20 protein-coding genes and 1 pseudogene are annotated in these 22151 nt (G+C 70.6%); 15 read left to right on the top strand and 6 right to left on the bottom strand.

Annotated elements, in window-relative coordinates; translation table 11 throughout:
- Positions 1-12: 12 nt before the first annotated feature.
- The 7 genes from ACF1FZ_RS09775 (at position 13) to ACF1FZ_RS09745 (ending at position 6808) form a co-directional block, all read left to right on the top strand.
- A complete protein-coding gene (locus ACF1FZ_RS09775) occupies positions 13-969 on the top strand; it encodes a helix-turn-helix transcriptional regulator (protein WP_391772821.1) in 957 nt (318 codons plus the stop codon).
- A 36-nt stretch (positions 970-1005) separates the two neighbouring features.
- Positions 1006-1281, top strand: a complete 276-nt coding sequence (locus ACF1FZ_RS09770) for a hypothetical protein (RefSeq protein ID WP_391772820.1) — start codon at positions 1006-1008, stop codon at positions 1279-1281.
- A gap of 23 nt (positions 1282-1304) precedes the next feature.
- The gene (locus ACF1FZ_RS09765; RefSeq protein WP_391772819.1) at positions 1305-1502 is read left to right on the top strand and encodes a hypothetical protein; all 198 of its coding nucleotides are present in this window, start codon (positions 1305-1307) and stop codon (positions 1500-1502) included.
- Positions 1503-1715: 213 nt separating this feature from the next.
- Positions 1716-2009 (top strand): Sec-independent protein translocase subunit TatA, encoded by a 294-nt coding sequence (tatA, locus tag ACF1FZ_RS09760; protein WP_391772818.1) that lies wholly within the window; start codon positions 1716-1718, stop codon positions 2007-2009.
- A 49-nt stretch (positions 2010-2058) separates the two neighbouring features.
- Positions 2059-3021, top strand: a complete 963-nt coding sequence (tatC, locus tag ACF1FZ_RS09755) for a twin-arginine translocase subunit TatC (RefSeq protein WP_391772817.1) — start codon at positions 2059-2061, stop codon at positions 3019-3021.
- Positions 3022-3039: 18 nt separating this feature from the next.
- Positions 3040-3930, top strand: coding sequence for a diacylglycerol kinase (locus ACF1FZ_RS09750; RefSeq protein ID WP_391772816.1), 891 nt, complete (start codon positions 3040-3042; stop codon positions 3928-3930).
- Positions 3931-3979: 49 nt separating this feature from the next.
- Positions 3980-6808, top strand: coding sequence for a DEAD/DEAH box helicase (locus tag ACF1FZ_RS09745; RefSeq protein WP_391772815.1), 2829 nt, complete (start codon positions 3980-3982; stop codon positions 6806-6808).
- A gap of 92 nt (positions 6809-6900) precedes the next feature.
- Here ACF1FZ_RS09745 and ACF1FZ_RS09740 read toward each other — a convergent pair whose 3' ends face one another.
- Positions 6901-7344 (bottom strand): SPW repeat protein, encoded by a 444-nt coding sequence (locus ACF1FZ_RS09740; RefSeq protein WP_391772814.1) that lies wholly within the window; start codon positions 7342-7344, stop codon positions 6901-6903.
- A 277-nt stretch (positions 7345-7621) separates the two neighbouring features.
- Between ACF1FZ_RS09740 and ACF1FZ_RS09735 the strand changes: the two are divergent.
- Positions 7622-8238, top strand: a pseudogene (locus ACF1FZ_RS09735) (MerR family transcriptional regulator).
- 64 nt (positions 8239-8302) lie between these two features.
- On the opposite strand, the gene ACF1FZ_RS09730 reads toward ACF1FZ_RS09735, so the two are convergent.
- Together ACF1FZ_RS09730 and ACF1FZ_RS09725 are read right to left on the bottom strand one after the other, a co-directional pair.
- Positions 8303-9145, bottom strand: coding sequence for a siderophore-interacting protein (locus ACF1FZ_RS09730; protein ID WP_391772813.1), 843 nt, complete (start codon positions 9143-9145; stop codon positions 8303-8305).
- A gap of 65 nt (positions 9146-9210) precedes the next feature.
- A complete protein-coding gene (locus tag ACF1FZ_RS09725) occupies positions 9211-10119 on the bottom strand; it encodes a 5'-3' exonuclease H3TH domain-containing protein (protein WP_391772980.1) in 909 nt (302 codons plus the stop codon).
- Positions 10120-10383: 264 nt separating this feature from the next.
- Here ACF1FZ_RS09725 and ACF1FZ_RS09720 point away from each other — a divergent pair, with 264 nt between their 5' ends.
- The 3 genes from ACF1FZ_RS09720 (at position 10384) to ACF1FZ_RS09710 (ending at position 14833) form a co-directional block, all read left to right on the top strand.
- On the top strand, positions 10384-11475 hold the full coding sequence (locus ACF1FZ_RS09720) for a glycine betaine/L-proline ABC transporter ATP-binding protein (protein ID WP_391772812.1): 1092 nt from the start codon (positions 10384-10386) through the stop codon (positions 11473-11475).
- Positions 11468-14098: an ABC transporter permease/substrate binding protein gene (locus tag ACF1FZ_RS09715; protein ID WP_391772811.1), complete on the top strand. Its 2631-nt coding sequence runs from the start codon at positions 11468-11470 to the stop codon at positions 14096-14098. Before ACF1FZ_RS09720 ends, ACF1FZ_RS09715 begins: the two co-directional genes overlap by 8 nt.
- A 189-nt stretch (positions 14099-14287) precedes the next feature.
- Positions 14288-14833, top strand: coding sequence for a helix-turn-helix domain-containing protein (locus ACF1FZ_RS09710; RefSeq protein ID WP_391772810.1), 546 nt, complete (start codon positions 14288-14290; stop codon positions 14831-14833).
- A gap of 91 nt (positions 14834-14924) precedes the next feature.
- On the opposite strand, the gene ACF1FZ_RS09705 is transcribed toward ACF1FZ_RS09710, so the two are convergent.
- Positions 14925-16079: a TDT family transporter gene (locus tag ACF1FZ_RS09705; protein ID WP_391772809.1), complete on the bottom strand. Its 1155-nt coding sequence runs from the start codon at positions 16077-16079 to the stop codon at positions 14925-14927.
- Here ACF1FZ_RS09705 and ACF1FZ_RS09700 point away from each other — a divergent pair.
- A complete protein-coding gene (locus tag ACF1FZ_RS09700; RefSeq protein ID WP_391772808.1) occupies positions 16002-16949 on the top strand; it encodes a LysR family transcriptional regulator in 948 nt (315 codons plus the stop codon). The genes ACF1FZ_RS09705 and ACF1FZ_RS09700 overlap by 78 nt on opposite strands.
- A 3-nt stretch (positions 16950-16952) precedes the next feature.
- Here the strand turns inward: ACF1FZ_RS09700 and ACF1FZ_RS09695 are convergent, their stop codons facing one another.
- Together ACF1FZ_RS09695 and ACF1FZ_RS09690 are read right to left on the bottom strand one after the other, a co-directional pair.
- Complete coding sequence (locus ACF1FZ_RS09695; protein ID WP_391772807.1) at positions 16953-17666, bottom strand: gamma-glutamyl-gamma-aminobutyrate hydrolase family protein; 714 nt, start codon at positions 17664-17666, stop codon at positions 16953-16955.
- A 111-nt stretch (positions 17667-17777) separates the two neighbouring features.
- The gene (locus ACF1FZ_RS09690; RefSeq protein WP_391772806.1) at positions 17778-18515 is read right to left on the bottom strand and encodes a FadR/GntR family transcriptional regulator; all 738 of its coding nucleotides are present in this window, start codon (positions 18513-18515) and stop codon (positions 17778-17780) included.
- 74 nt (positions 18516-18589) lie between these two features.
- Between ACF1FZ_RS09690 and ACF1FZ_RS09685 the strand changes: the two genes are divergently transcribed.
- The 3 genes from ACF1FZ_RS09685 to ACF1FZ_RS09675 are packed head-to-tail and all read left to right on the top strand — an operon-like array spanning position 18590 to position 22137.
- On the top strand, positions 18590-19951 hold the full coding sequence (locus tag ACF1FZ_RS09685) for a glutamine synthetase family protein (protein ID WP_391772805.1): 1362 nt from the start codon (positions 18590-18592) through the stop codon (positions 19949-19951).
- 8 nt (positions 19952-19959) lie between these two features.
- A complete protein-coding gene (locus tag ACF1FZ_RS09680; protein ID WP_391772804.1) occupies positions 19960-21324 on the top strand; it encodes an aldehyde dehydrogenase family protein in 1365 nt (454 codons plus the stop codon).
- Between the two features lie 24 nt (positions 21325-21348).
- Positions 21349-22137, top strand: a complete 789-nt coding sequence (locus tag ACF1FZ_RS09675; RefSeq protein WP_391772979.1) for a 3-oxoacyl-ACP reductase — start codon at positions 21349-21351, stop codon at positions 22135-22137.
- Positions 22138-22151 lie beyond the last annotated feature (14 nt).

Below are 22151 nucleotides of genomic sequence, written 5' to 3'. Positions count from 1 at the left end.
GGACCCGTACTCGTGGCCACGAACGCGATCGACCAGACCCGGCGGATGCTCTCCCTCGTCACCTACCTGCGCGAGCGCCCCGGTGCGCACGTCCAGGACGTGGCCCGGGCCTTCGGGATCACCGAGGACGAACTGATCTCCGACCTCGACGTGCTTCCCATGTGCGGGACCAGCTTCCGCGGCGGCGACCTGCTGGACATCGACACCGACGGCGACCGGATCTGGTGGCACAACCCGGACGACGTCGCCGAGCCGCTGCGGCTCGCCGCCGACGAGGCGACCGCCCTGCTCGTCGCGGCCCGCGCCGTCGCCACGCTCCCCGGCCTGCGTGAGAGCGACCGGAAGGCGCTGGTCCGCGCGACCGCCAAGCTGGAGACGGCCGCAGGCGAGGTGGGGGCCGCGAGCTCACGGCTCTCCGTCACCTTCGAGTCCGAGGGAGGTGTCTTCGCCGACGTGGACCGGGCTATCTCCGAGCGGCGCCGGCTCTGGCTGCGCTACTACTCGCCCGCACGCGACGAGTTGACCGAGCGTGAGGTGGACCCGATCCGGCTGTTCGCCGTCGGCCACACCTATATGGAGGGCTGGTGCCGGCTCACCGAGGCACGGCGTACGTTCCGCCTCGACCGGGTCGCCGAGATCAAGCTCCTCGACGCCCCCGCCGCCCCGCCGGAGCTGGAACTGCGTGATCTCTCCGAAGGGCTGGTCCAGCCCGCCGCCGAGGATCCGGAGGTCGTGATCGAGGTCGGCCCCGGCGGTCGGTGGGTCGCCGAGTACTACCCGCACGACAGCGCGGAGGAACTCCCCGACGGTGGCCTGAAGATCACACTCCGTACCCCCGACCCGGCCTCCCTGCGCAGGCTCGCCCTCCGGCTGGGTGGCGAAGGGCGCATCACCTCGCCCCCGGACCTGGCCGAGAGCGCCCGGCTGGCGGCGCGTGAGGCACTGGCCGCCTACGACGGCGCGCTCTGAGCGGCGGTACCGGTGCACCGAGGGGACAGAGACCGTATGACCGCCATATCCAGCACGCACGCCGGACCGGTTCCGGTCATGGTGCCCGACACCGTACGGTTCCGGGCCGCCTGCCCGGACTGCCGCGAGCGGTTCGAGCTCGCGCCGGGAGCGCTGCGGCTGGCCATCGGCGCCAGCAGCCGCACGACCTTCTACTCCTTCACCTGCCCCGCGTGTGGTTCCGCGGTCCGCAAGCCTGCCGGGGAGCGCGTCATCGAGCTCCTCAGCGGCGGCGGGGTGCGGACGCTGCGCCTGCACACCGCTCTGCGGTAACGAGAAACACCGAGGATCCACCCATGTTCTGGCCCATGCTCGCCATCGCTCTGGGATTCGCCGGCCTGGCCGTGCTCGGCGTTCTGGCCGTCAAGGTCTTCGTCGAGGCACAGCGGCTCGCGCGGCAGGTCACCGCGACCACGCAGCGGATCAACCGAGCGGCAGAGGATCTCGAACGAGCGGCCACCACCCTCGCCGACACCGGCGAAGCCCTGCGATAGCAGGGCGCGGCCTCCAGATTCACCGGCTCTGGAGGTACGCTGCTGGAGCGGCCCAGGCAGGGAGGTGCGGGCCGCAAGCGGGAGTATGCACGGGCATTGCCCCGCGTTCACCCCTGCGGGTTACGATCGCTGCAGCGCGAAGGTCGGGCATCTGTCCGGTCGAACGGGTAGCGAGCCCACCCTCCGGACGCCTCAGTGAGAAGGAAGTCGCACATGATCGGCAATCTGAAGCCCCTCGAGATCGTTCTGATCATCGCTGTCATCCTGCTGCTCTTCGGTGCCAAGAAGCTTCCCGACATGGCGCGCTCACTCGGCAAGTCGGCCCGCATCCTCAAGAGCGAGGCCAAGGCCATGAAGAAGGAAGACGCGGAACCCGCGGCGCCCACCACGGAGAACGTCGCGGACACCACCTCGCCCGCGGCCACCGCGCGCACGATCCAGGCCGCTCCGGGAGACGTCACCAGCTCCCGCCCGGTCAGCGAGGCCAAGCCCACCACCCAGAGCTGACAGCCGTTCCGCACCACCGGAAGCTGCCGCACGAGACGAGGGAAGTGGGTTGCTCAAGTCTGCCCGCAAGCAGGAGAAGGACGACGAGGGGCGGATGCCTCTCCTCGATCACCTGCGTGAGCTGCGCAACCGGTTGCTGAAGTCGGTCCTGGCGATCGTCATCGCCGTGATCGTGGCGGCGTTCTTCCAGAAGGAAATCTTCGAGTTCCTGATGAAGCCGATCCTGGACTCGGTCGGCTGCAGGAACGGCGCCGTGACCATGATCAACGGCCGTCCCTGCGCGGAGATGACCACCAACGGTCTGCTGTCGCCGTTCACCATCGCGCTGAAGGTGTCCCTGATGGCGGGTGTCCTGGTGGCCACGCCCGTGTGGCTGTACCAGCTGTGGGCCTTCGTGGCCCCCGGCCTGCACAAGCAGGAGAAGCGCTACTCGGTCGCCTTCGCCGCGGCCGGCGTCCCGCTCTTCGTCGCCGGCGCCTACCTGGCGTACGCGATCCTGCCGCAGACCGCCGAGATCATGCTGGGCTTCACACCCGACAACGTGAAGAACCTGCTGCCGCTGGACGACTTCCTGGACCTGATCACCCGCATGGTGATCGTCTTCGGGCTCGCCTTCGAGCTGCCGCTGCTGCTCATCCTGCTCAACCTGACCGGCGTCCTGACCGGTGCCCGCATGCTGCGCTGGTGGCGGGGGATGATCGTCGGGCTGACCGGGTTCGCGGCCATCGCCACGCCGGGCGGTGAGCCCATCTCGATGCTGCTGCTCGCGGGTCCGCTCGCGGTGCTCTACTTCATCGCCGTCGGTTTCTCGCTGCTCAACGACAAGCGCAGGCGACGGGCCGACCCCGATGCCGAGCTCGACGACGACGAGGCGTCGAAGCTGGACCTCACCCCCGAGGCCGTCGGCGCGATCGAACCGGTGTCCTCCCGGGCCGCTCTTCCCGAGCAGGCCGGCAGCGGCGCGGACGGCGGCCGGTCGCACCGGCTCAACGGTTACGACGACATCACCTGACCTTGTAAGGTCCCGCGGGTGACCAGCGAGATCACCCTCTTCGTCAATCCCACCGCGGGAAGCGGACGGGGCGCACGTGCCGCGCAGCCGGCCGCTTCCGCCCTGCGGCAGGCCGGCTTCTCCGTACGGACGGTTCTCGGCGAGGACGCGCACGACGCCCTGCGGCGGGCCCGCGAAGCGGTGGCGGGCGGGACCGGAGCACTGATAGCCGTCGGCGGTGACGGCATGATGTCGCTCGCCCTGCAGGCCGTCGCCGGTACCCCGACGCCGCTCGGCGCCGTCTCCGTGGGTACGGGGAACGACTTCGCCCGCGCCCTCGGACTGCCGGTCCGCGATCCGGCCGCCGCCGGACGGCTGGCCGCCGGGGCGCTGAAGTCCGGCTCGGTACGCGAGATCGACCTGGGCCGGGTCGGGGAGCGCTGGTTCGGCTCCGTGCTGGCCTCGGGCTTCGACTCGCGGGTCAACGACCGGGGGAACCGGATGCGCTGGGCCGGCGGGCGCTTCAAGTACGACCTGGCGATCCTCGCCGAACTCGCCGCCTTCCGGCCGATCCCGTACCGCGTGAGGCTGGACGGCGGCCCGGTGACCGAGATCGAGGCGACGCTGATCGCGGTGGGCAACGGGACCACGTACGGCGGTGGGATGCGGATCTGCGCCGAGGCGGTCATGGACGACGGGCTCTTCGACGTGACCGTGGTCGGTGACTGCAGCCGGACCACCCTGCTCAAGGTCTTCCCGAGGGTGTACAAGGGGACGCACCTCGGGCACCCGAAGGTCACCGTGCACCGCGTCTCCTCGATCGAGCTGGCCGCGGCAGGTGTCACGGCGTACGCGGACGGTGAGCCGCTGGGCGCCCTGCCGCTCGGCGCCACCTGCGTACCTGGCGCCGTCAGGGTCCTTGCGCCGTGAATTAAAGATCGGGCTGACTGTCATACGGGGCGGGTAGGCTCGTATCAAGATGACAGAGGACCTCTCACCAGCTGAGCGATACCAGGCGTCCCGGGTCCGTGCGGCCGAGCAGGCCACGGCTCTCGGGCCCTTCCGCGAGATGTACGAATTCGGACTGGACCCGTTCCAGACCGAGGCCTGCCAGGCACTGGAGGCCGGCAAGGGGGTGCTGGTCGCGGCCCCCACGGGGTCGGGCAAGACGATCGTCGGTGAATTCGCCGTGCACCTGGCCCTGCTCCAGGGCCGCAAGTGTTTCTACACCACGCCCATCAAGGCCCTGTCCAACCAGAAGTTCACCGACCTCGTCCGGCGTTACGGCGCGGACAAGGTCGGTCTGCTGACCGGTGACAACAGCGTCAACGCGGACGCGCCCGTGGTCGTCATGACGACCGAGGTCCTGCGCAACATGCTGTACGCGGGCTCCCAGGCGCTCTCCGGCCTCGGCTATGTGGTCATGGACGAGGTGCACTACCTCTCCGACCGCTTCCGGGGCGCCGTGTGGGAGGAAGTGATCATCCACCTGCCGGAGTCCGTGACCCTGGTCTCGCTGTCGGCGACCGTGTCCAACGCCGAGGAGTTCGGCGACTGGCTGGACACCGTCCGCGGCGACACCCAGGTGATCGTCTCCGAGCACCGGCCCGTGCCGCTGTGGCAGCACGTCATGGCCGGACGCCGGATGTACGACCTCTTCGAGGAGGCGACCGACCACGGAGGCCGGGGCACCGGCCGGCGTGAGGTCAGCCCGGATCTCGTCCGGCTCGCCCGGATGGAGAACCAGCGCGGGTACAACCCGCGCGAGCGCAGGCGCGGAAAGACGGTGCGCGAGGCGGACCGGGAGCGCGAGCGGCGCCAGCGCAGCCGGATCTGGACCCCGGCCAGGCCCGAGGTCATCGACCGGCTCGACGCCGAGGGGCTTCTGCCGGCCATCACCTTCATCTTCAGCCGGGCGGGCTGCGAGGCGGCCGTACAGCAGTGTCTGCAGGCCGGGTTGCGGCTGAACGACGAGGACAAGCGCCATCTGGTGCGGGAGATCGTCGAGGAGCGGACGGCGTCCATCCCCCCCGAGGACCTCCATGTCCTCGGGTACTACGAGTGGCTCGAAGGTCTGGAGCGGGGCATCGCCGCGCACCACGCCGGCATGCTGCCGACCTTCAAGGAGGTCGTGGAGGAGCTGTTCGTCCGTGGCCTCGTCAAGGCCGTCTTCGCGACCGAGACGCTCGCACTCGGCATCAACATGCCCGCGCGTTCCGTGGTGCTCGAGAAGCTCGTCAAGTGGAACGGTGAGCAGCACGCCGACATCACACCCGGCGAGTACACCCAGCTGACCGGCCGGGCCGGACGCCGCGGCATCGACGTCGAGGGCCACGCGGTGGTCCTCTGGCAGCGGGGCATGGACCCCGGTGCGCTCGCCGGACTCGCCGGCACGCGGACCTATCCGCTGCGCTCCAGTTTCCGGCCCTCGTACAACATGGCCGTCAATCTAGTGCAGCAGTTCGGGCGTCGCCGTTCGCGTGAGCTGCTGGAAACCTCTTTCGCACAGTTCCAGGCCGACCGGTCCGTCGTGGGGATCTCCCGGCAGGTCCAGCGCAACGAGGAAGGCCTCGCGGGTTACAAGGAGGGCATGACCTGCCATCTCGGGGACTTCGAGGAGTACGCGCGACTGCGCCGCGACCTCAAGGACCGGGAGACGGAACTGGCCAAGCAGGGCGCGGCCCAGCGGCGGGCCGCCGCCGCGTCGTCCCTGGAGAAGCTGAAGCCCGGTGACGTCATCCACGTGCCCACCGGCAAGTTCGCCGGACTCGCCCTGGTGCTCGACCCGGGACTGCCCGCCGGACGGACCAACGGACATCGCGGGCTGGAGTACCACGACGGGCCGCGTCCCCTGGTGCTGACCGCCGAGCGACAGGTCAAGCGGCTGGCCCAGATCGACTTCCCGGTGCCGGTCGAGGCGCTGGAGCGGATGCGGGTGCCCAAGTCGTTCAACCCGCGCTCACCGCAGTCCCGCCGTGACCTGGCCTCCGCCCTGAGGAGCAAGGCGGGGCACATCGACCCGGGGCGGCACCGCAAGCAGCGGGCCACCGCGGCCGACGACCGGGAGATCGCCCGGTTGCGCACGGAACTGCGCGCCCACCCCTGCCACGGGTGCGACGAGCGTGAGGACCACGCTCGCTGGGCCGAGCGGTATCACCGGCTGCGGCGTGACACCCGGCAGCTGGAGCACCGGATCGAGGGCCGGACGAACACCATCGCCCGGACCTTCGACCGCATCGTGGCGCTCCTGACCGAACTCGACTACCTGCGGGGCAGCGAGGTCACCGACAACGGCCGACGGCTGGCACGGCTCTACGGAGAGCTCGATCTGCTGGCCAGCGAATGCCTGCGGGACGGTGTCTGGGAGGGGCTCAACCCCGCTGAACTCGCCGCGTGTGTCTCGGCGCTGGTCTTCGAGGCGCGTCAGGCGGACGACGCGGTCGCACCCAAGCTGCCGTCAGGACCGGCGAAGGCCGCGATGGGCGAGATGGTCCGCATCTGGGGCCGTCTCGACGCCCTGGAGGAAGACTTCAAGATCAGTCAGACGGAAGGGGTCGGCCAGCGCGAACCCGATCTCGGTTTCGCCTGGGCGGTCTACATGTGGGCCTCGGGTCGGACGCTGGACGAGGTGCTCCGCGAAGCGGAGATGCCGGCCGGCGACTTCGTGCGGTGGTGCAAACAAGTCATCGACGTACTCGGCCAGATCGCTGCCGCCGCGCCCCGCGACGGGAGTTCGGTCCCGAAGAACGCCCGCAAGGCTGTCGATGCGGTGCTGCGGGGTGTGGTGGCGTACAGCTCCGTGGGCTGATCGGCCCCGGGGTCCCGGCGGACGAAGCCGAACGGACGAGTGGCCACGGGCGGGCAGGTGCCGGCCTGTGGCCACTCGGGTGTGTGCTCCCGTCAGGTCTTCTTCTTGTTCTTCATCGCGAGTCCCGCGCAGGCTGCTCCCAGCAGGATCGCCAGACCACCGACGATGATGTTGTTGAGGATGACGCCCGTGTCCGGGCTCTCTCCCACGATCCAGGTCGACACGATGAGCCAGGCGCCCAGTGCGACGATGGCCATGCTCATACCGGTCATCCGCTCGGGCATGGCGGCGAAGCAGAGGGCCAGCACGGCTATCGCGATGCCGATGACGAGGTTGTGTGTCACCAGGGTCGGCTGGCTCGCGGTGAAGTGGAGTACCCAGGGCGAGACGGCGCAGTACAGACCGAGCAGGAACAACGGTGCTTCCATCATGCCGGTGGTGCGGCCCCCGCCCATCACACGGTCGTGGCGTGCCCGCATTTCCTCGGCGTCGGGGTGCCCGGAGATGTCCCTTCCGGTGTGCGAGATGTTACTCATGAGGATGGTCTCCTTCGCACTTGCTGGAGCGACCGCGGTCAGTGGGTGCGGCCATCAGCTTTCCAGACCAGTGTGCTCTTATGTGTCCCTTATGTGTAGTTTTTTGGCGGTCGGATTCTGCGGATCCGTCGAGGCGGAGGGTGCGTCCGTGCTCCGGGCCCCCTGACGACGAGCACGACCGCCGAGCCGATCGGTGAGAGCGGAAGCGCCGGTACCGGTAAGGGGCCCGTCACCAGCGGGGAGACCCCGGGCCTGCGCGACTCCGGGAACATCCCCGATCAAGTACTGCGTACGAGAAGGGCTGCTGCCGGCCGGCAGGCTGGCCAGCCCGAACCAGGCACGCTACGACGACCGCCACGAGCGCAGGCTGCGGCTGATCCGCGCCCTTCTGGACGTCGGCGGACTTTCCGTGTCAGCTGTCGCGGAAGTCCTGGGGGCGGTCGACGACCCCGGGCAGCCGGTGCACAAGGTGCTCGGGGTGGCGGCCGATCGCCTCCCGCGCACGGAGCCCGAGGGGCCCGGTGAGGAGGGGCCGGACTCGGCCGGGGCCCGGGAGGAGGTCGCCGCCCTGCTGGCGCGGCGGGGCCGGCAGGTGGCTGAGGACAACCCCGCGGCACGGTTGCTGGCGGGCGTGCCGGCCGCTCCGCACAGGGCGGGGCACGGCGGTTCGTCGAGCTGCTCGACGTCTACGCGGACGCGGCGGAGCCTGTCGCCCGGGCGGACCTCGGCTACGTCCGGCGGCGGGTGGCGCGTGAGGACCTGGTGGAGAGCGTCGTCGTCGGCACGGTGCTCGGGGAGGTCATGTTCGGCGCCCTGCGGCGACTGGTTCCTGTGGACGCCTCGGCCCGCGCCTACGAAGGCGGTCAGGAGGCGGAACCGGGGGGCCGCGGGTGAGGCGTACGCGGAACCCGGCCGGCGTACTGGACGGCGGCCGGGTTTCGCGGGGTGCGGGGGCGGGTCAGGCGGCGCTCTCCTGCTCGCGCTCCACCTGCTCGTTCCATTCGCGCTTGACCGCGCGCCACGCGTCGTCGTTCTGGCCGAGGCGCCAGTAACCCGAGATGGAAAGCTGCTTGAGAGGGATGCCCCGCTCCAGGCGGAGGTGGCGCCGGATCTCCTTCACGAACCCCGCCTCGCCGTGGACGAAGGCCTGCACCTCGCCCTCGGGGAACTCCAGCCCGGTCACCGCTGCGACGAGAGCCTCGCCGACCGGGTGGCCGCCGCGGTGCAGCCAGGTCACCGAGACGCCGTCCGGCGCCACGAGCTTCTGCTCCTCCGCGGCGTCCGGCACCTCGATGAAGGCGTGCACGAGCGCACCCTCCGGCATGTGCTCCAGCGACGCGGCGATCGCGGGCAGGGCGCTCTCGTCACCCACGAGCAGGTGCCAGTCGGCCGAGGGGTCCGGCGCGTACCCGCCACCGGGCCCCAGGAAGGTCACCTGGTCGCCGGGCTGCGCCCGCGCCGCCCAGGGGCCCGCCAGGCCCTCGTCGCCGTGCACCACGAAGTCCACGGCGAGCTCACGGGTGGCGGGATCCCAGGAGCGCACCGTGTACGTACGCGTGGTGGGCCACAGCTCGCGCGGGTACTCCTCGCGGATCCTGGCCATGTCGAAGGGGTGGCTGTGGCCGGCGCCCTCCGGGGCGAAACACAGCTTGATGTAGTGGTCGGTGTATCCCCCGAGCGAGAAATCGGCCAGGCCGTCGCCACCGAGGATCACGCGCACCATGTGCGGGGTGACCTGTTCGGTGCGCAGGACCTGCGCTCCCTGCGCCTTCGGTGTCCGGCGTTGCGGCCGCTCTGCCACGAGGATCTCCCTGCTCTGGGCATACATGAGGTCATGCGCACTTAGGCTTACCTAAGCTAGCACCTTCACGCCTGGAGCGTGAGGAGCAGGCGCTGCAGGGCGTTCCCCAGCCCCCACCGTGCCGCGAGTGCCTCCAGGGCCGCCGGGTCGCGCGGTTCGCGGGGGAGCGCGGGGTCGAAGGCGGGCAGGGGTACGTCGTCGGCCACGCGGACGACCTCGGGGGCGACCGCGACGTAGTCCCGGGCCTCGTCCAGCCGCTTGCGCTGGGACGGGGTCAGTCGGGCGGCGGGGTCGTCCACCGCCGCCATGATCCCGGCCAGGTCGCCGAAGGCGTCCAGCAGCTTCGCCGCCGTCTTCTCGCCGATGCCGGGCACACCCGGCAGTCCGTCGCTCGGATCGCCGCGCAGCAGGGCCAGATCGGCGTATCCGCCGCCGTCCACGCCGTACTTCCCGCGCAGCCAGGCCTCGTCCGTCACCTGGAGCGTCCCCACACCCTTCAACGGGTAGAGCACCCGCACCCGGCGTGCGTCGTCGACCAGCTGGTAGAGGTCGCGGTCCCCGGTCACGATGTCCACCGGGCCGGTGGCTCGTCCGGTCAGCGTGCCGATCACGTCGTCCGCCTCGTAGGGGGCGACGCCCACCCGGGCGATGCCGAGGGCGTCCAGCACGTCCTCGATCACCGGGACCTGCGGGGAGAGGGTGTCGGGGACCTCCTCCTCGTCCGGGACTCCCTCGCCGGTCCTGGCGGCCACCCGGTGCGCCTTGTAGGTCGGAATCAGGTCGACCCGCCACTGCGGGCGCCAGTCCGCGTCCATGCAGGCGACCAGGTCGTCAGGCCGATGGTCCTGCACCAGCCTGGCGATGAAGTCGAGCAGTCCGCGCACGGCGTTGACCGGAGTGCCGTCCGGTGCGCGCACCGAGTCCGGGACGCCGAAATAGGCGCGGAAGTAGAGGGAGGCGGTGTCGAGGAGCATCAGGCGTCGCGTCACACCCCGATGATGCCGCACCCCTCCGACAGTTCATGACGGAGAGGCGCACGGTTCCCGCGACAGCGGTTTCTTTGGAGTGACCTGAATCACACACGTGTTTGGGTCGCGTAAGTGGGGGCAGACGCGGCACCGGAGCGGACCACGTCCATTTTTCAACGAATGCGCGTGCTCTGCGGACGGAATCCGCCCCGCTCCACGGTCTGCCGAAGGGGGTGGCAGACCGTTTTCGTTTCAACGCGTGAGGTGTATGTGTCCAGGCTGCAAGCTGAGCACTTGTACAAAGTGTTCGGCAGACGACCCGATCAAGCCGTGCGGAAGCTCGAAGACGGCACCCACCGCGACGAGCTGCGCGCCGACGGAACGACCGCAGCGGTGATCGACGCCTCGTTCACCGTGGAGCCGGGCCAGATCTTCGTCGTCATGGGACTCTCCGGATCGGGGAAGTCCACCTTGCTGCGGATGCTCAACGGTCTGCTGGAGCCCACCGCCGGCCGGGTGCTGTTCGACGGTCAGGACCTGACCGCTCTCAGCCCCCGTGCGCTGCGCACGGTCCGCTCCACCAAGATCAGCATGGTCTTCCAGCACTTCGCGCTCTTCCCCCACAGGAGCGTGCTCGAGAACGCGGCGTACGGCCTGGAGGTCCAGGGCGTCCCGCGTGCCGAGCGCGAGAAGCGGGCCGCCGAGGCGCTGGAGCTGACCGGCCTCGCCGGCTGGGAGAAGTCCTGGCCCGACGAGCTGTCCGGCGGCATGCAGCAGCGTGTGGGCCTCGCCCGCGCGCTCGCCACCGACGCGGACCTGCTGCTGATGGACGAGTCCTTCAGTGCGCTCGACCCGCTGATCCGGCGTGACATGCAGGACCAGCTCCTCGAACTGCAGAAGCGTCTGAAGAAGACGATCGTCTTCATCACCCACGACCTCAACGAGGCCATGCGTCTCGGTGACCGCATCGCCGTGATGCGGGACGGCGAGATCGTCCAGCAGGGTACTGCCGAGGACATCCTGGTCCGGCCGTCGAACGACTACGTGGCGTCGTTCATCCAGGACGTGGACCGCTCCCGGGTGCTCACCGCCGGTTCGATCATGGAGGCGCCCGAAGCCGGCCGCTCCGACAAGGACCTGCTGGACGGGGCCCCCGCGACGGTGTCCGCCGACACGCCCATAGTCGAGCTCTTCACCCCGGCCTCCACCAGCAGGGTCGCCGTCGCCGTCACCGACGCCGGCGGCGGCGTCATCGGTGTCGTGCCGCGCAACCGGCTGCTCGCCGCTCTCGGAGAGGAACCGCAGGTCGACGCCCAGATTCCTGCCCGGCGCGAGGCCAAGAAGGTGATCGCCGGTGCCTAGGCTCTCCTTCGGCGCGTGGGTCGAGGACGCGGTCGACTGGCTCCAGTCGAACCTCACCTGGATCTTCGACGCCATCAAGACCGTCCTCGGCGGCATGTACGACGGTGTCAACGCCGTGCTCGGCGGTGGTGAGCCCCTGCTGATGGCCGGGATCTTCGCCGTCATCGCGTTCTGGCTGCGCGGCGTCGTTCCCGCCGTGCTCACCTTCGCCGGCTTCGCGCTCATCGACTCCCTCGCCCTCTGGGACGAGGCGATGGCCACCCTTTCGCTGGTCGTCGTGGCAGCCGTCATCACGATTGTGATCGCGGTGCCCACGGGTATCTGGGCGGCGCGCAACAACAGGGTCAGCGCCGCGCTGCGGCCCGTGCTCGACGTCATGCAGACGATGCCTGCCTTCGTCTACCTGATTCCCGGCGTCATGTTCTTCGGCGTCGGCGTCACTCCCGGCGTGATCGCCACCATCGTCTTCGCGATGCCGCCCGGCGTCCGGATGACCGAGCTCGGCATCCGCCAGGTCGACGGCGAACTGGTCGAGGCCGCCGCGGCCTTCGGCACCACCCCCAAGCACACCCTCACGCGGGTGCAGCTGCCGCTCGCCCTGCCGACGATCATGGCCGGGATCAACCAGGTCATCATGCTGGCCCTGTCGATGGTCGTCATCGGCGGCATGGCCGGAGCCGGTGGCCTCGGTGAGAAGGTCTACGCGGCGATCACCCAGCTCCAGGTCGGCCTCGCCGCCGAGAGCGGCATCGCCGTCGTCATCCTCGCCATGTACCTGGACCGCATGACCGGCGCGCTCAACGAGCGGGTCTCCCCGCTCGGCCGCCGCGCCGCGGCCAAGGCCGCCGCCGGTGCGCGGCGGCTCAAGTTCACGCACTACAAGCCGGGAACCGCCGTCGCGATGGCCGGTGTCGTCGTGCTCGCGCTCGTCGCGGGTGGCCTGAACATCGCCGGTTCCGGTGACTCGAAGGCCGATGAGGCCGGCAGCGCGGACGTCGGTCAGGGCCAGAAGATCAACATGGGGTACATCCCCTGGGACGAGGGCATCGCCTCCACCTTCCTGTGGAAGGAGATCCTGGAGCAGCGCGGTTACGAGACCGGGGTCACCCAGCTCGACGCCGGTCCGCTCTACTCCGGCGTCGCACGCGGCGACATCGACTTCCAGACGGACGCCTGGCTGCCGACCACGCACAAGGACTACTGGGACAAGTACAGCGACCGGCTGGAGGACCTGGGCTCCTGGTACGGGCCGACCTCGCTGGAGCTGACGGTTCCCTCGTACGTCGAGGGCATCGACTCGCTCGAGGACCTCAAGGGCCAGGGCAAGAAGTTCGACGGCAAGATCATCGGCATCGAGGCCAGCGCCGGGATGATGGGCACGCTCAACGAGAAGGTGCTCAAGGAGTACGGCCTCGAAGGTGAGTACGAGGTGGTCTCCTCCAGCACCTCCTCGATGCTCGCCGAGCTGAACGCCTCCATCAAGAAGAAGGAGCCGGTCGTGGTGACCCTGTGGTCGCCGCACTGGGCCTACGGCAAGCACGACCTGAAGAAGCTCGAGGACCCGAAGGGTGCCTGGGGCAAGGGCGAAGAGGTCCACACCGTCGCCCACAAGGGCTTCGCGAAGAAGGCGCCCGCCGTCGCCGGGTGGCTCAAGGACTTCGAACTCACCGAGAAGCAGCTCACGAGCCTCGAGAACGAGATCCAGAACGCCGGTCAGGGCCAGGAGCAGGACGGCGTCCGCACCTGGCTGAAGAAGAACCCCGGCCTGGTCGACAAGCTGGCTCCGGTGCCGGGCGGCGCGGGTGGTACGCAGCAGGGCAAGGACGCGGGCAAGACCGTCAACATGGGGTACTTCCCGTGGGACGAGGCCATCGCCAGCACCTACCTCTGGCAGAACCTGCTGGAGGACCGGGGCTACAGGACGACGGTCAAGCAGCTCGACCCGGGCCCGCTCTACACGGGGCTCGCACAGGGGCAGCTCGACGTCCAGTTCGACGCCTGGCTGCCGACGACGCACAAGGACTACTGGGACAAGTACGGCGACCGGCTGGAGGACCTGGGCTCCTGGTACGGGCCGACCTCGCTGGAGCTGACGGTTCCCTCGTACGTCAAGGGCATCGACTCGCTCGAGGACCTCAAGGGCCAGGGCGAGAAGTTCGACGGCAAGATCATCGGCATCGAGTCGAGCGCCGGGATGATGGGCACGCTCAACGAGAAGGTGCTCAAGGAGTACGGCCTCGAAGGTGAGTACGAGGTGGTCTCCTCCAGCACCTCCTCGATGCTCGCCGAGCTGAACCGGTCGATCAAGAAGAAGGAGCCGGTCGTGGTGACCCTGTGGTCGCCGCACTGGGCCTACGGCAAGCACGACCTGAAGAAGCTCGAGGACCCGAAGGGTGCCTGGGGCAAGGGTGAGCAGATCCACACGGTCGCCAAGAAGGGCTTCGCCGAGGACTTTCCGGAGCTGACCGGCTGGCTGAAGGACTTCGAGCTCAGCGAGGCGCAGCTCGCCTCGCTCGAGGTGGAGCTCCAGAAGGGCGGCGCCGGCAAGGAGAAGGAGTCCGCCCGCCGCTGGATGGACGCCAACCCGGACGTGGTGGAGAAGCTGACGCCCGTCGGCAGCTGATCCGCTGATCCACGCACGGAACACCCTGGAGGGGACGGCCCCGGTAGCGAACCGGAGCCGTCCCCTTCAGGCTTGTCTGAGGGAGTCCTCGAGGGGGTCCCCGTCCGTAGACTTCCCCTCCGTCTCGGAGACGACATGCGTAGGGTGCTTGGCAACCGGGAGGATGGCGATCCGGGGAGGGAGCCGGACATGGACGAAAAGGAAGCCCTTCGAGTGGGTGCCGCGGTTCGCCGACGCCGCAGGACCCTCGGACTCACCCTGGCCGCGGTGGCCGGGCGCAGCGGCTTGTCCGTACCGTTCCTCAGCCAGATCGAGAACGAACGGGCCAGACCCAGCCCCCGGTCCCTGGACCGGGTGGCGGACGCTCTGGAGACCACGACGGAGCGCCTGCGGGCCGCGGCGGACTCGGCGCGTGCCGTGGACGTCGTGCGGGCGGCCGACGAGGACGGCGCCCACAGGCTGGTGCGCGGGCGGCACCAGCTCAGCGCGCTGGAGTTCATCGGCGAGCAGGACCTGGGGCGCGAGTTCCAGCACCGCAACGACGAGGTGATGTACGTCGTGGAGGGCGCCGTCGAGGTCGAGGCCGAAGGGCGGGCGCACCGGCTCGGCCGTGGTGACACCCTCTTCCTCTCCGGCGGGGTCCGGCACCGGTGGCGGACCACCGTGCCGAGCACCCGGCTGCTGGTCGTCTCGGTCGCCGAGCACATCGACGCAACGTACGATTCCCGTCGCTGACGGGGGAGCGCCGGCGCGCGTCGTCCCCCTCGTCCCGTCGTCCCCCGAGCCTTCCCCGGGCTGTCCGCCGGGCTCGTCGACGGACGTGACCTCACGTGGTACGGAGTGTCGCCGGCCGTAGCGGCCCGGGCCCGGTGAGCAGCGTCCCGCCGAACAGTCCGGCCAGCGTCCGCACGCCGGCGAACGCCCAGGCGGCCACCAGCAGCGCGTAGAGCGCCACGGCCAGCCAGCCGAACGCGTCCAGCCCGGTGCGCCGGGCCAGGCCCGCCGCGCCGGTGACGCACGTGCCGACGGGGAAGGTGAATCCCCACCACGTCATCGTGAACCTCATGCCGCGCCGCAGCGCACGCGCCACCAACGCGGCGGACAGGGCCAGCCACAGCAGGGCGAAGCCCATCACCGGCACCCCGTAGAGGACGGCGAACGCGCCGAAGGCCGAGGCGTACGGTGCGAAGACCGCGCCCTGCGCCACGTCCGCGAGCTGGTTGACGGCGGTCGTGGACTGGCCCAGCGGACCGAGCACCAGGAACATCGCCGGGGTCAGCGCGAGCGGCAGCGGTCCCTGGTGCACCAGCCGCGCGAAGACCAGCGGCACGACCACCAGGGTCGCCAGCAGGGACAGCCCGAACATCGCGTAACAGGCGAGCAGAAGCGCTTCACGTCCCTGGCCGGGAGCCAGCTCGGGTACCAGCAGCGGCCCGACCGCGGCCGAGACCATGGGGGCCACCAACGGCAGCAGCCAGACCGGTGACGCGGTGCCCGGGGCAGGACGGTGGTGTACGACCATGAGGTAAGGGATCGCCACGGCTGAGGCGAGGCCGATGAGCGTACCCGTCGTGAACAGCAGCGCGTCCACGGCGACGGCGGCAGGGCGCCCGATGACGTCCTGGCCCGCCACCAGGGTGCCCGCACCGACGGCGAGCAGTGCCATGGCCGAGCAGCCGTGGAAGGGGGCGACGGCAGGATCCATGAGGTGGGCGCGGGCCTGGTCCCGGTGGAGGATCCAGTGGCCGGCACGGGCCGCCAGCACGGCGGCCAGCAGCACGGCGGACAGGGCCCACACCACGACGCACGCGGTCCGCAGACCCGGCAGGTGCACGGGCAGCGCCGCGCCCGCGGTCGCGACGACGGCTGTCCCCATGACCGTCGCGTACCAGTTGGGGCCGAAATGCCGCAGGGACGGGAGCGGGAGGACGGCGGTACGGGCGGCGGGGGGTCCGGTCCGGGTCCGGGGAAAGATGGCCATGCCACGATTCTCGGCGGACGGGTCGCCCCCCACCAGACGGCACGGGACGTCGGCATCAGCCAGCCCGCCGCCTCCGGCCGTATCCGGTCGATGGAGCGGCAGCTCGGTGTCGCGCTCCTGGACCGCTCACCACGCGGCTCCCGCCTCACCGACGCGGGCGCCCTCGTCACCGACTGGGCGCGCAGGGTGGTCGAGGCGGCCGAGGCGTTCGACGCGGGAGCACAGGCGCTGCGGGACCGGCGTGACTCCCGGCTGCGGGTCGCCGCGAGCATGACCATCGCGGAGTACCTGCTGCCGGGCTGGCTGATCGCACTGCGGGCCGAGCGGCCGGGAACCGCCGTCTCCCTGCTCGCGGGCAACTCGGCGGCGGTCGCCCTGCGGCTGCTGGCCGGGGAGGCGGATCTGGGCTTCGTCGAGGGGCTCTCGACGCCGGAGGGGCTCGACGGCACGGTCATCGCGCACGACCGGCTCGTCGTCGTGGTCGCCCCCTCCCATCCGTGGGCGCGCAGGGGCCGAGTGACCCCGGCCGAGCTCGCCGGGACGCCCCTGATCCTGCGTGAACACGGCTCGGGCACCCGTCAGGTGCTGGACGCCGCGCTCGCCGTGCACGGAGGACTGGCGTGCCCGCTGCTCGAACTCTCCTCGACCACCGCGGTCAAGGGGGCCGCGGAGAGCGGCGCCGGCCCCTGCGTGCTGAGCGAGCTGGCGCTGGGTGAGGAGCTCTCCGCGCAGCGCCTGGTCAAGGTGCCTGTCGCAGGCGTCAGACTGCGCCGTCAGCTGCGCGCGGTCTGGCCCGCCGGCCACCGGCCCGCCGGCCCCGCCCGCGACCTGCTCTCCCTGACCGCCAGGGAGAGCAGACCGGGCGCGTGAGCCTCACGCCGAAGGGACTGCCGCCCCGGCCCGGGCCGCTGCCACCAGGGCCCGCATGATGCGGAGGTCGTCACCCATCTCCGGATGCCACTGGACCCCGAGAACCCACTGGTCACCCGGCAGCTCGACCGCCTCCACCGTGCCGTCAGCGGCGTGCGCGGAAGCCACCAGACCCGGCGCGAGCCGGTCCACGGCCTGATGGTGATAGGTGGGTACGGACGCCTCCCCGGGCACCAGAGAGGCACAGAGCGTCCCCGGAACGGCCGTCACCATGTGCTCGCCGAGGACCCCCGCCTTGCCGAACGGGCCCGCGTGGCCGTCCAGATGCTGGATCAGCGTGCCGCCCAGCGCCACATTGAGCAGCTGCATGCCCCGGCAGATTCCGAGCACCGGAGTGCCGGCCGCTCTCGCCGCTCGGAGCAGAGCCACCTCCCAGGTGTCACGCTCGTGCGCCGGAGGGCCCGTCCTGAAATCGCGCTCCGCGCCGTACAGACCGGGATCGACGTCCGCCCCGCCGGCGATCACGAGACCGTCCACCCGTGCCACGACGGCCGCCGCCTTCGACGGGTCGTCCGGTGGCAGCATGGCGGCCAGTCCGCCGGACCGCTGGACCAGTCGGGGGTAGGCGGAGGGGAGCACCGCCGCGGGGAGTTCCCAGACACCCCAGCGAGCCGCCGGCTCCAGATAGGTCGTGACGCCGATGAGCGGTTCGTGCATGGTGCGGTCCCTCCGGCGGCCGGTCTGCGGGCCGGCCCGGTGCAATGGTGTTGCGTCATACCTTTGCCTGTACCGCGCCCCCGCACAAGAGCGGTGATCCGGCAGGCGGGATCAAGCCAGGAATCCCCGGAGCAGTGCGGCCGTCCCCGCGCAGTGCTCGCGCGCCACCGCCCGCGCCGTCTCCTCGTCGCGGGCGAGCACCGCTTCGACGAGCGCCGTGTGCTGCTGCTGCGAGTGTTCGAGGTTCCGCACCAGCAGGGGTATGCAGTCCAGGAGTTCGTTGACGCCCGCCCGCACGGTGGCGTACCGGGCCGCGAGGGAGGGTGAACCGGAGAGCTCGGCGAGCGTCAGGTGCAGGAGGGTGTCAAGCCTTCGGTAGTGGGGCAGAGGTGCCTCGTGTGTCGCCGCCAGAGCCGTACGCAGCCGGTCCGCCCCCTCGTCGTCGAGGCCGCGCGACGCGCAGAGCCCGGCCGCCCCCGACTCCAGGACCTCACGGAAGAGCAGGAGGTCCTCGATGTCGGTCTCCGCCATCCGGCGGCGCAGTTCGCCCCCGTCCGCCGGGTCCGTACGGGGCCGCACGAACGTACCGCCGTACCGGCCGCGTCTGGACTCGGTCAGACCCTCGTCCTGAAGCACCTTCAGCACCTCGCGCAGGGTGACGCGGCTGATGCCGAGGAGTGCGGCCAGCTCACGCTCGGCCGGCAGCCGCCCGCCGCCGGGCACCAGACCGAGCCGGATCACCTGGAGTATCCGCTCCAGCGCCTCCTCGAAGCCGTTGCCCGCGCGGACCGGCCGCAGTGCGGGCAGCAGCAGGTCGAAGGACGCCGGCTCCCCGGTCTCTTCCGCCACGTCCCGATTCCCTTTCCCCCAATGGTTTTCTCCCCTACCTTAGACCGGCCGGCTGACCGAACGAGGAGTATCCCGTGGCAGACCGAACACCCCCGCTGGGGACCGACGAGCTGCGCGTGCTCGTGGAGCGCGGTGAGATCGACACCGTGGTCCTCGCCTTCCCCGACATGCAGGGCCGGCTGCAGGGCAAACGCTTCGCGGCACCGTTCTTCCTCGACGAGGTGCTGGAACACGGCACGGAGGGCTGCAACTACCTGCTCGCCGTCGACACGGACATGAACACCGTCGACGGATTCGCGATGTCCTCCTGGTCCGAGGGTTACGGCGACTTCGCGATGCGCCCCGACCTCATGACCCTCCGCCGGATCCCCTGGCACGAAGGGACGGTCCTGGTCATGGCCGATCTCGCCTGGGACGACGGCTCGCCGGTCACCGCCGCGCCCCGCCAGATCCTCCGACGGCAGCTGGAACGGCTCGCCGCACACGGACTGAGCGCCCACGTCGGCACGGAACTCGAGTTCATCGTCTTCAAGGACACCTACGAGCAGGCGTGGGACCGCAACTACCGAGGCCTCACCCCGGCCAACCAGTACAACATCGACTACTCCGTCCTCGGCACGGGCCGCGTCGAACCGCTGCTGCGCCGCATCCGCAACGAGATGGCCGCCGCCGGGCTCACCGTCGAGTCCGCCAAGGGCGAGTGCAATCCCGGTCAGCACGAAATCGTCTTCCGCTACGACGAGGCCCTCGTCACCTGCGACCAGCACGCCGTCTACAAGACCGGCTCCAAGGAGATCGCCGCCCAGGAAGGTGTCGCCCTCACCTTCATGGCCAAGTACAACGAGCGCGAGGGCAACTCCTGCCACATCCACCTCTCGCTCCAGGACGCCGAAGGACACAGCGTCATGGCGGGTGAGGACGGCACGATGTCTCCCGTGATGCGGCACTTCCTCGCGGGCCAGCTCGCCGCCCTGCGCGACTTCTCCCTGCTGTACGCGCCGAACATCAACTCCTACAAGCGGTTCCAGCCCGGCTCCTTCGCCCCGACCGCCGTCGCCTGGGGCCATGACAACCGCACCTGCGCCCTGCGCGTCGTCGGGCACGGCCGCTCGATGCGCTTCGAGAACCGGCTGCCCGGCGGCGACGTCAACCCGTACCTCGCGGTCGCCGGCCTGGTCGCCGCCGGCCTCCACGGCATCGCACACGAACTGGAACTCCCCGACGCGTGCGAGGGGAACGCCTACACCGCCGGATACGAACAGGTCCCCACCACACTCCGCGAAGCCGCCGCCCTCTGGGAGAGCAGCGAGGCGGCCCGGGAGGCCTTCGGCGAGGACGTCGTCGCGCACTACCGCAACATGGCGCGCGTCGAACTGGAGGCCTTCGACGCAGCGGTGACCGACTGGGAGCTCCGCCGCTCCTTCGAACGCCTGTGAGGCGCCCCGTGATCCACGAACACCGTGTCCTGAACCCGGCGACCGAAGAACTCGTCGCCACCGTCCCCGCCACCACCGCCGCCGAGGTCGCCGCCGCCGTCACCCGCGCCGCGGCCGCCCAGCGCACCTGGGCGGCCCTGGCCCCCGCCGACCGCGCCCGGCTGCTGCGCCGCTTCGCCGTCCTCGTCGACGGACACGCCGAACGGCTGGCCCGGCTGGAGGTCACCGAAGCGGGACACACCCTGGGCAACGCCCGCTGGGAGGCGGCCAACGTCCGGGACCTGCTGGACTACGCGGCCGGGGGAGTGGAGCGCCTGACGGGGCGGCAGATCCCCGTCCCGGGCGGGATCGACCTCACCTTCCTCGAACCCCTGGGCGTCGTGGGAGTGATCGCCCCGTGGAACTTCCCCATGCCGGTCGCCGCCTGGGGCACCGCTCCCGCCCTCGCCGCCGGTAACGCAGTCCTCCTCAAACCGGCCGAGACCACGCCGCTCACCGCCCTCCGTCTGGCCGGGCTCGCTCTCGAGGCCGGCCTTCCCGAGCACCTCTTCCAGGTGCTGCCCGGCGCGGGGGACGTCACGGGCAGCGCACTCGTCGAACACCCGGGCGTGGCCAAGATCTGCTTCACCGGATCGACCCGCGTCGGCAAACAGATCATGGCCAGGTGCGCGGACCGGGTGAAGCGGCTGACCCTCGAACTCGGCGGCAAGAGCCCCAACATCGTCTTCGCCGACGCCGACATCGAGGCCGCCGCAGCCACCGCACCCATGTCCTTCCTGGACAACGCCGGCCAGGACTGCTGCGCCCGCACCCGCATCCTGGTCCAGCGGGCCGTGTACGACCGCTTCCTGGAACTCCTCGCCCCCGCCGTCACCTCCGTCGTGGTGGGGGACCCGTCGGACGAGCGGACACAGATGGGCCCGCTGATCTCCCGGACCCAGCTGGAGCGCGTCCACGGCTTCGTCCCCGAGGGCGCGGACGGCATCCGGGGCAGCGCGCCCGCCGGCCCCGGCTTCTGGTTCCCCCCGACCGTGCTCACCGGGACCGCCCCCGACGCCCCCGTCGCCACCGAGGAGGTCTTCGGCCCTGTCGCCGTCGTCCTGCCCTTCGAGGACGAGGACGACGCCGTCCGGCTGGCCAACGCCACCGACCACGGCCTGGCCGGCTCGATCTGGACCCGCGACGTGGGCCGCGCCCTACGGGTCTCCCAGGCGGTCCGGGCAGGGAACCTGTCCGTCAACTCCCACTCCGCCGTCCGCTACTGGACCCCGTTCGGCGGATACGCGCAGTCCGGGCTCGGCCGTGAACTGGGGCCTGACGCCCTCGCGGCCTTCACCGAGACCAAGAACGTCTTCATCGGCACGGAGGCCTGAATCCGTATGACCACCGAAACCCCCATGACCACCGGCTCCGGGAACGTCTGCCGCCGGCTGACCGGCCGCACCGCCGTCATCACCGGTGCGGGCAGCGGCATCGGCCTCGCCACCGCCCGCCGGCTGGCATCGGAAGGAGCCCACGTCGTCTGCGGCGACATCGACGAGAGCGCCGGCAGGGCCGCCGCGGAGCAGGCCGGAGGAACGTTCGTACGCGTCGACGTCACCGACCCCGGCCAGGTCGAAGCCCTCTTCGCGGCGGCGGACGAGACCTACGGCTCCGTCGACATCGCCTTCAACAACGCGGGCATCTCGCCGCCGGACGACGACTCCATCCTCACGACCGGGCTGGAGGCATGGAAACGCGTCCAGGACGTCAACCTCACCTCCGTCTACCTCTGCTGCAAGGCCGCCCTCCCCTACATGCGGCGCCAGGGCCGCGGCTCGATCATCAACACCGCGTCCTTCGTGGCGCGGATGGGTGCCGCCACCTCCCAGATCTCCTACACCGCGTCCAAGGGCGGAGTCCTCGCCCTGTCCCGGGAACTCGGGGTGCAGTTCGCCCGTGAAGGGATCCGGGTCAACGCCCTGTGCCCCGGACCGGTCAACACCCCGCTGCTCCAAGAGCTGTTCGCCACGGACCCGGAGCGCGCCGCCCGCAGGCTCGTGCACATCCCCGTCGGGCGCTTCGCCGAGGCGACGGAGATCGCGGCCGCCGTCGCCTTCCTGGCGAGCGACGACTCCTCGTTCGTCAACGCCACCGACTTCCTCGTCGACGGCGGAATCTCGGGAGCGTACGTGACCCCGCTCTGATGCCCCTCCCTACA

Source organism: Streptomyces sp. NPDC014623 (assembly GCF_043088245.1).
Classification (GTDB): domain Bacteria; phylum Actinomycetota; class Actinomycetes; order Streptomycetales; family Streptomycetaceae; genus Streptomyces.
Note: the sequence above shows the minus strand (reverse complement) of the source record. Positions and strands in the feature narration are given on the sequence as shown.

Excerpts from the sequence above, each read along its gene's own strand:
- ACF1FZ_RS09770 (WP_391772820.1), top strand. The coding sequence starts at position 1,006 with ATGACCGCCATATCCAGCACGCACGCCGGACCGGTTCCGGTCATGGTG.
- ACF1FZ_RS09765 (WP_391772819.1), top strand. The coding sequence starts at position 1,305 with ATGTTCTGGCCCATGCTCGCCATCGCTCTGGGATTCGCCGGCCTGGCC.
- tatA (WP_391772818.1), top strand. The coding sequence starts at position 1,716 with ATGATCGGCAATCTGAAGCCCCTCGAGATCGTTCTGATCATCGCTGTC.
- ACF1FZ_RS09745 (WP_391772815.1), top strand. The coding sequence starts at position 3,980 with ATGACAGAGGACCTCTCACCAGCTGAGCGATACCAGGCGTCCCGGGTC.
- ACF1FZ_RS09740 (WP_391772814.1), bottom strand. The coding sequence starts at position 7,344 with ATGAGTAACATCTCGCACACCGGAAGGGACATCTCCGGGCACCCCGAC.
- ACF1FZ_RS09725 (WP_391772980.1), bottom strand. The coding sequence starts at position 10,119 with ATGCTCCTCGACACCGCCTCCCTCTACTTCCGCGCCTATTTCGGCGTC.
- ACF1FZ_RS09710 (WP_391772810.1), top strand. The coding sequence starts at position 14,288 with ATGGACGAAAAGGAAGCCCTTCGAGTGGGTGCCGCGGTTCGCCGACGC.
- ACF1FZ_RS09700 (WP_391772808.1), top strand. The coding sequence starts at position 16,002 with ATGCCGCAGGGACGGGAGCGGGAGGACGGCGGTACGGGCGGCGGGGGG.
- ACF1FZ_RS09705 (WP_391772809.1), bottom strand. The coding sequence starts at position 16,079 with ATGGCCATCTTTCCCCGGACCCGGACCGGACCCCCCGCCGCCCGTACC.
- ACF1FZ_RS09695 (WP_391772807.1), bottom strand. The coding sequence starts at position 17,666 with ATGCACGAACCGCTCATCGGCGTCACGACCTATCTGGAGCCGGCGGCT.
- ACF1FZ_RS09675 (WP_391772979.1), top strand. The coding sequence starts at position 21,349 with ATGACCACCGGCTCCGGGAACGTCTGCCGCCGGCTGACCGGCCGCACC.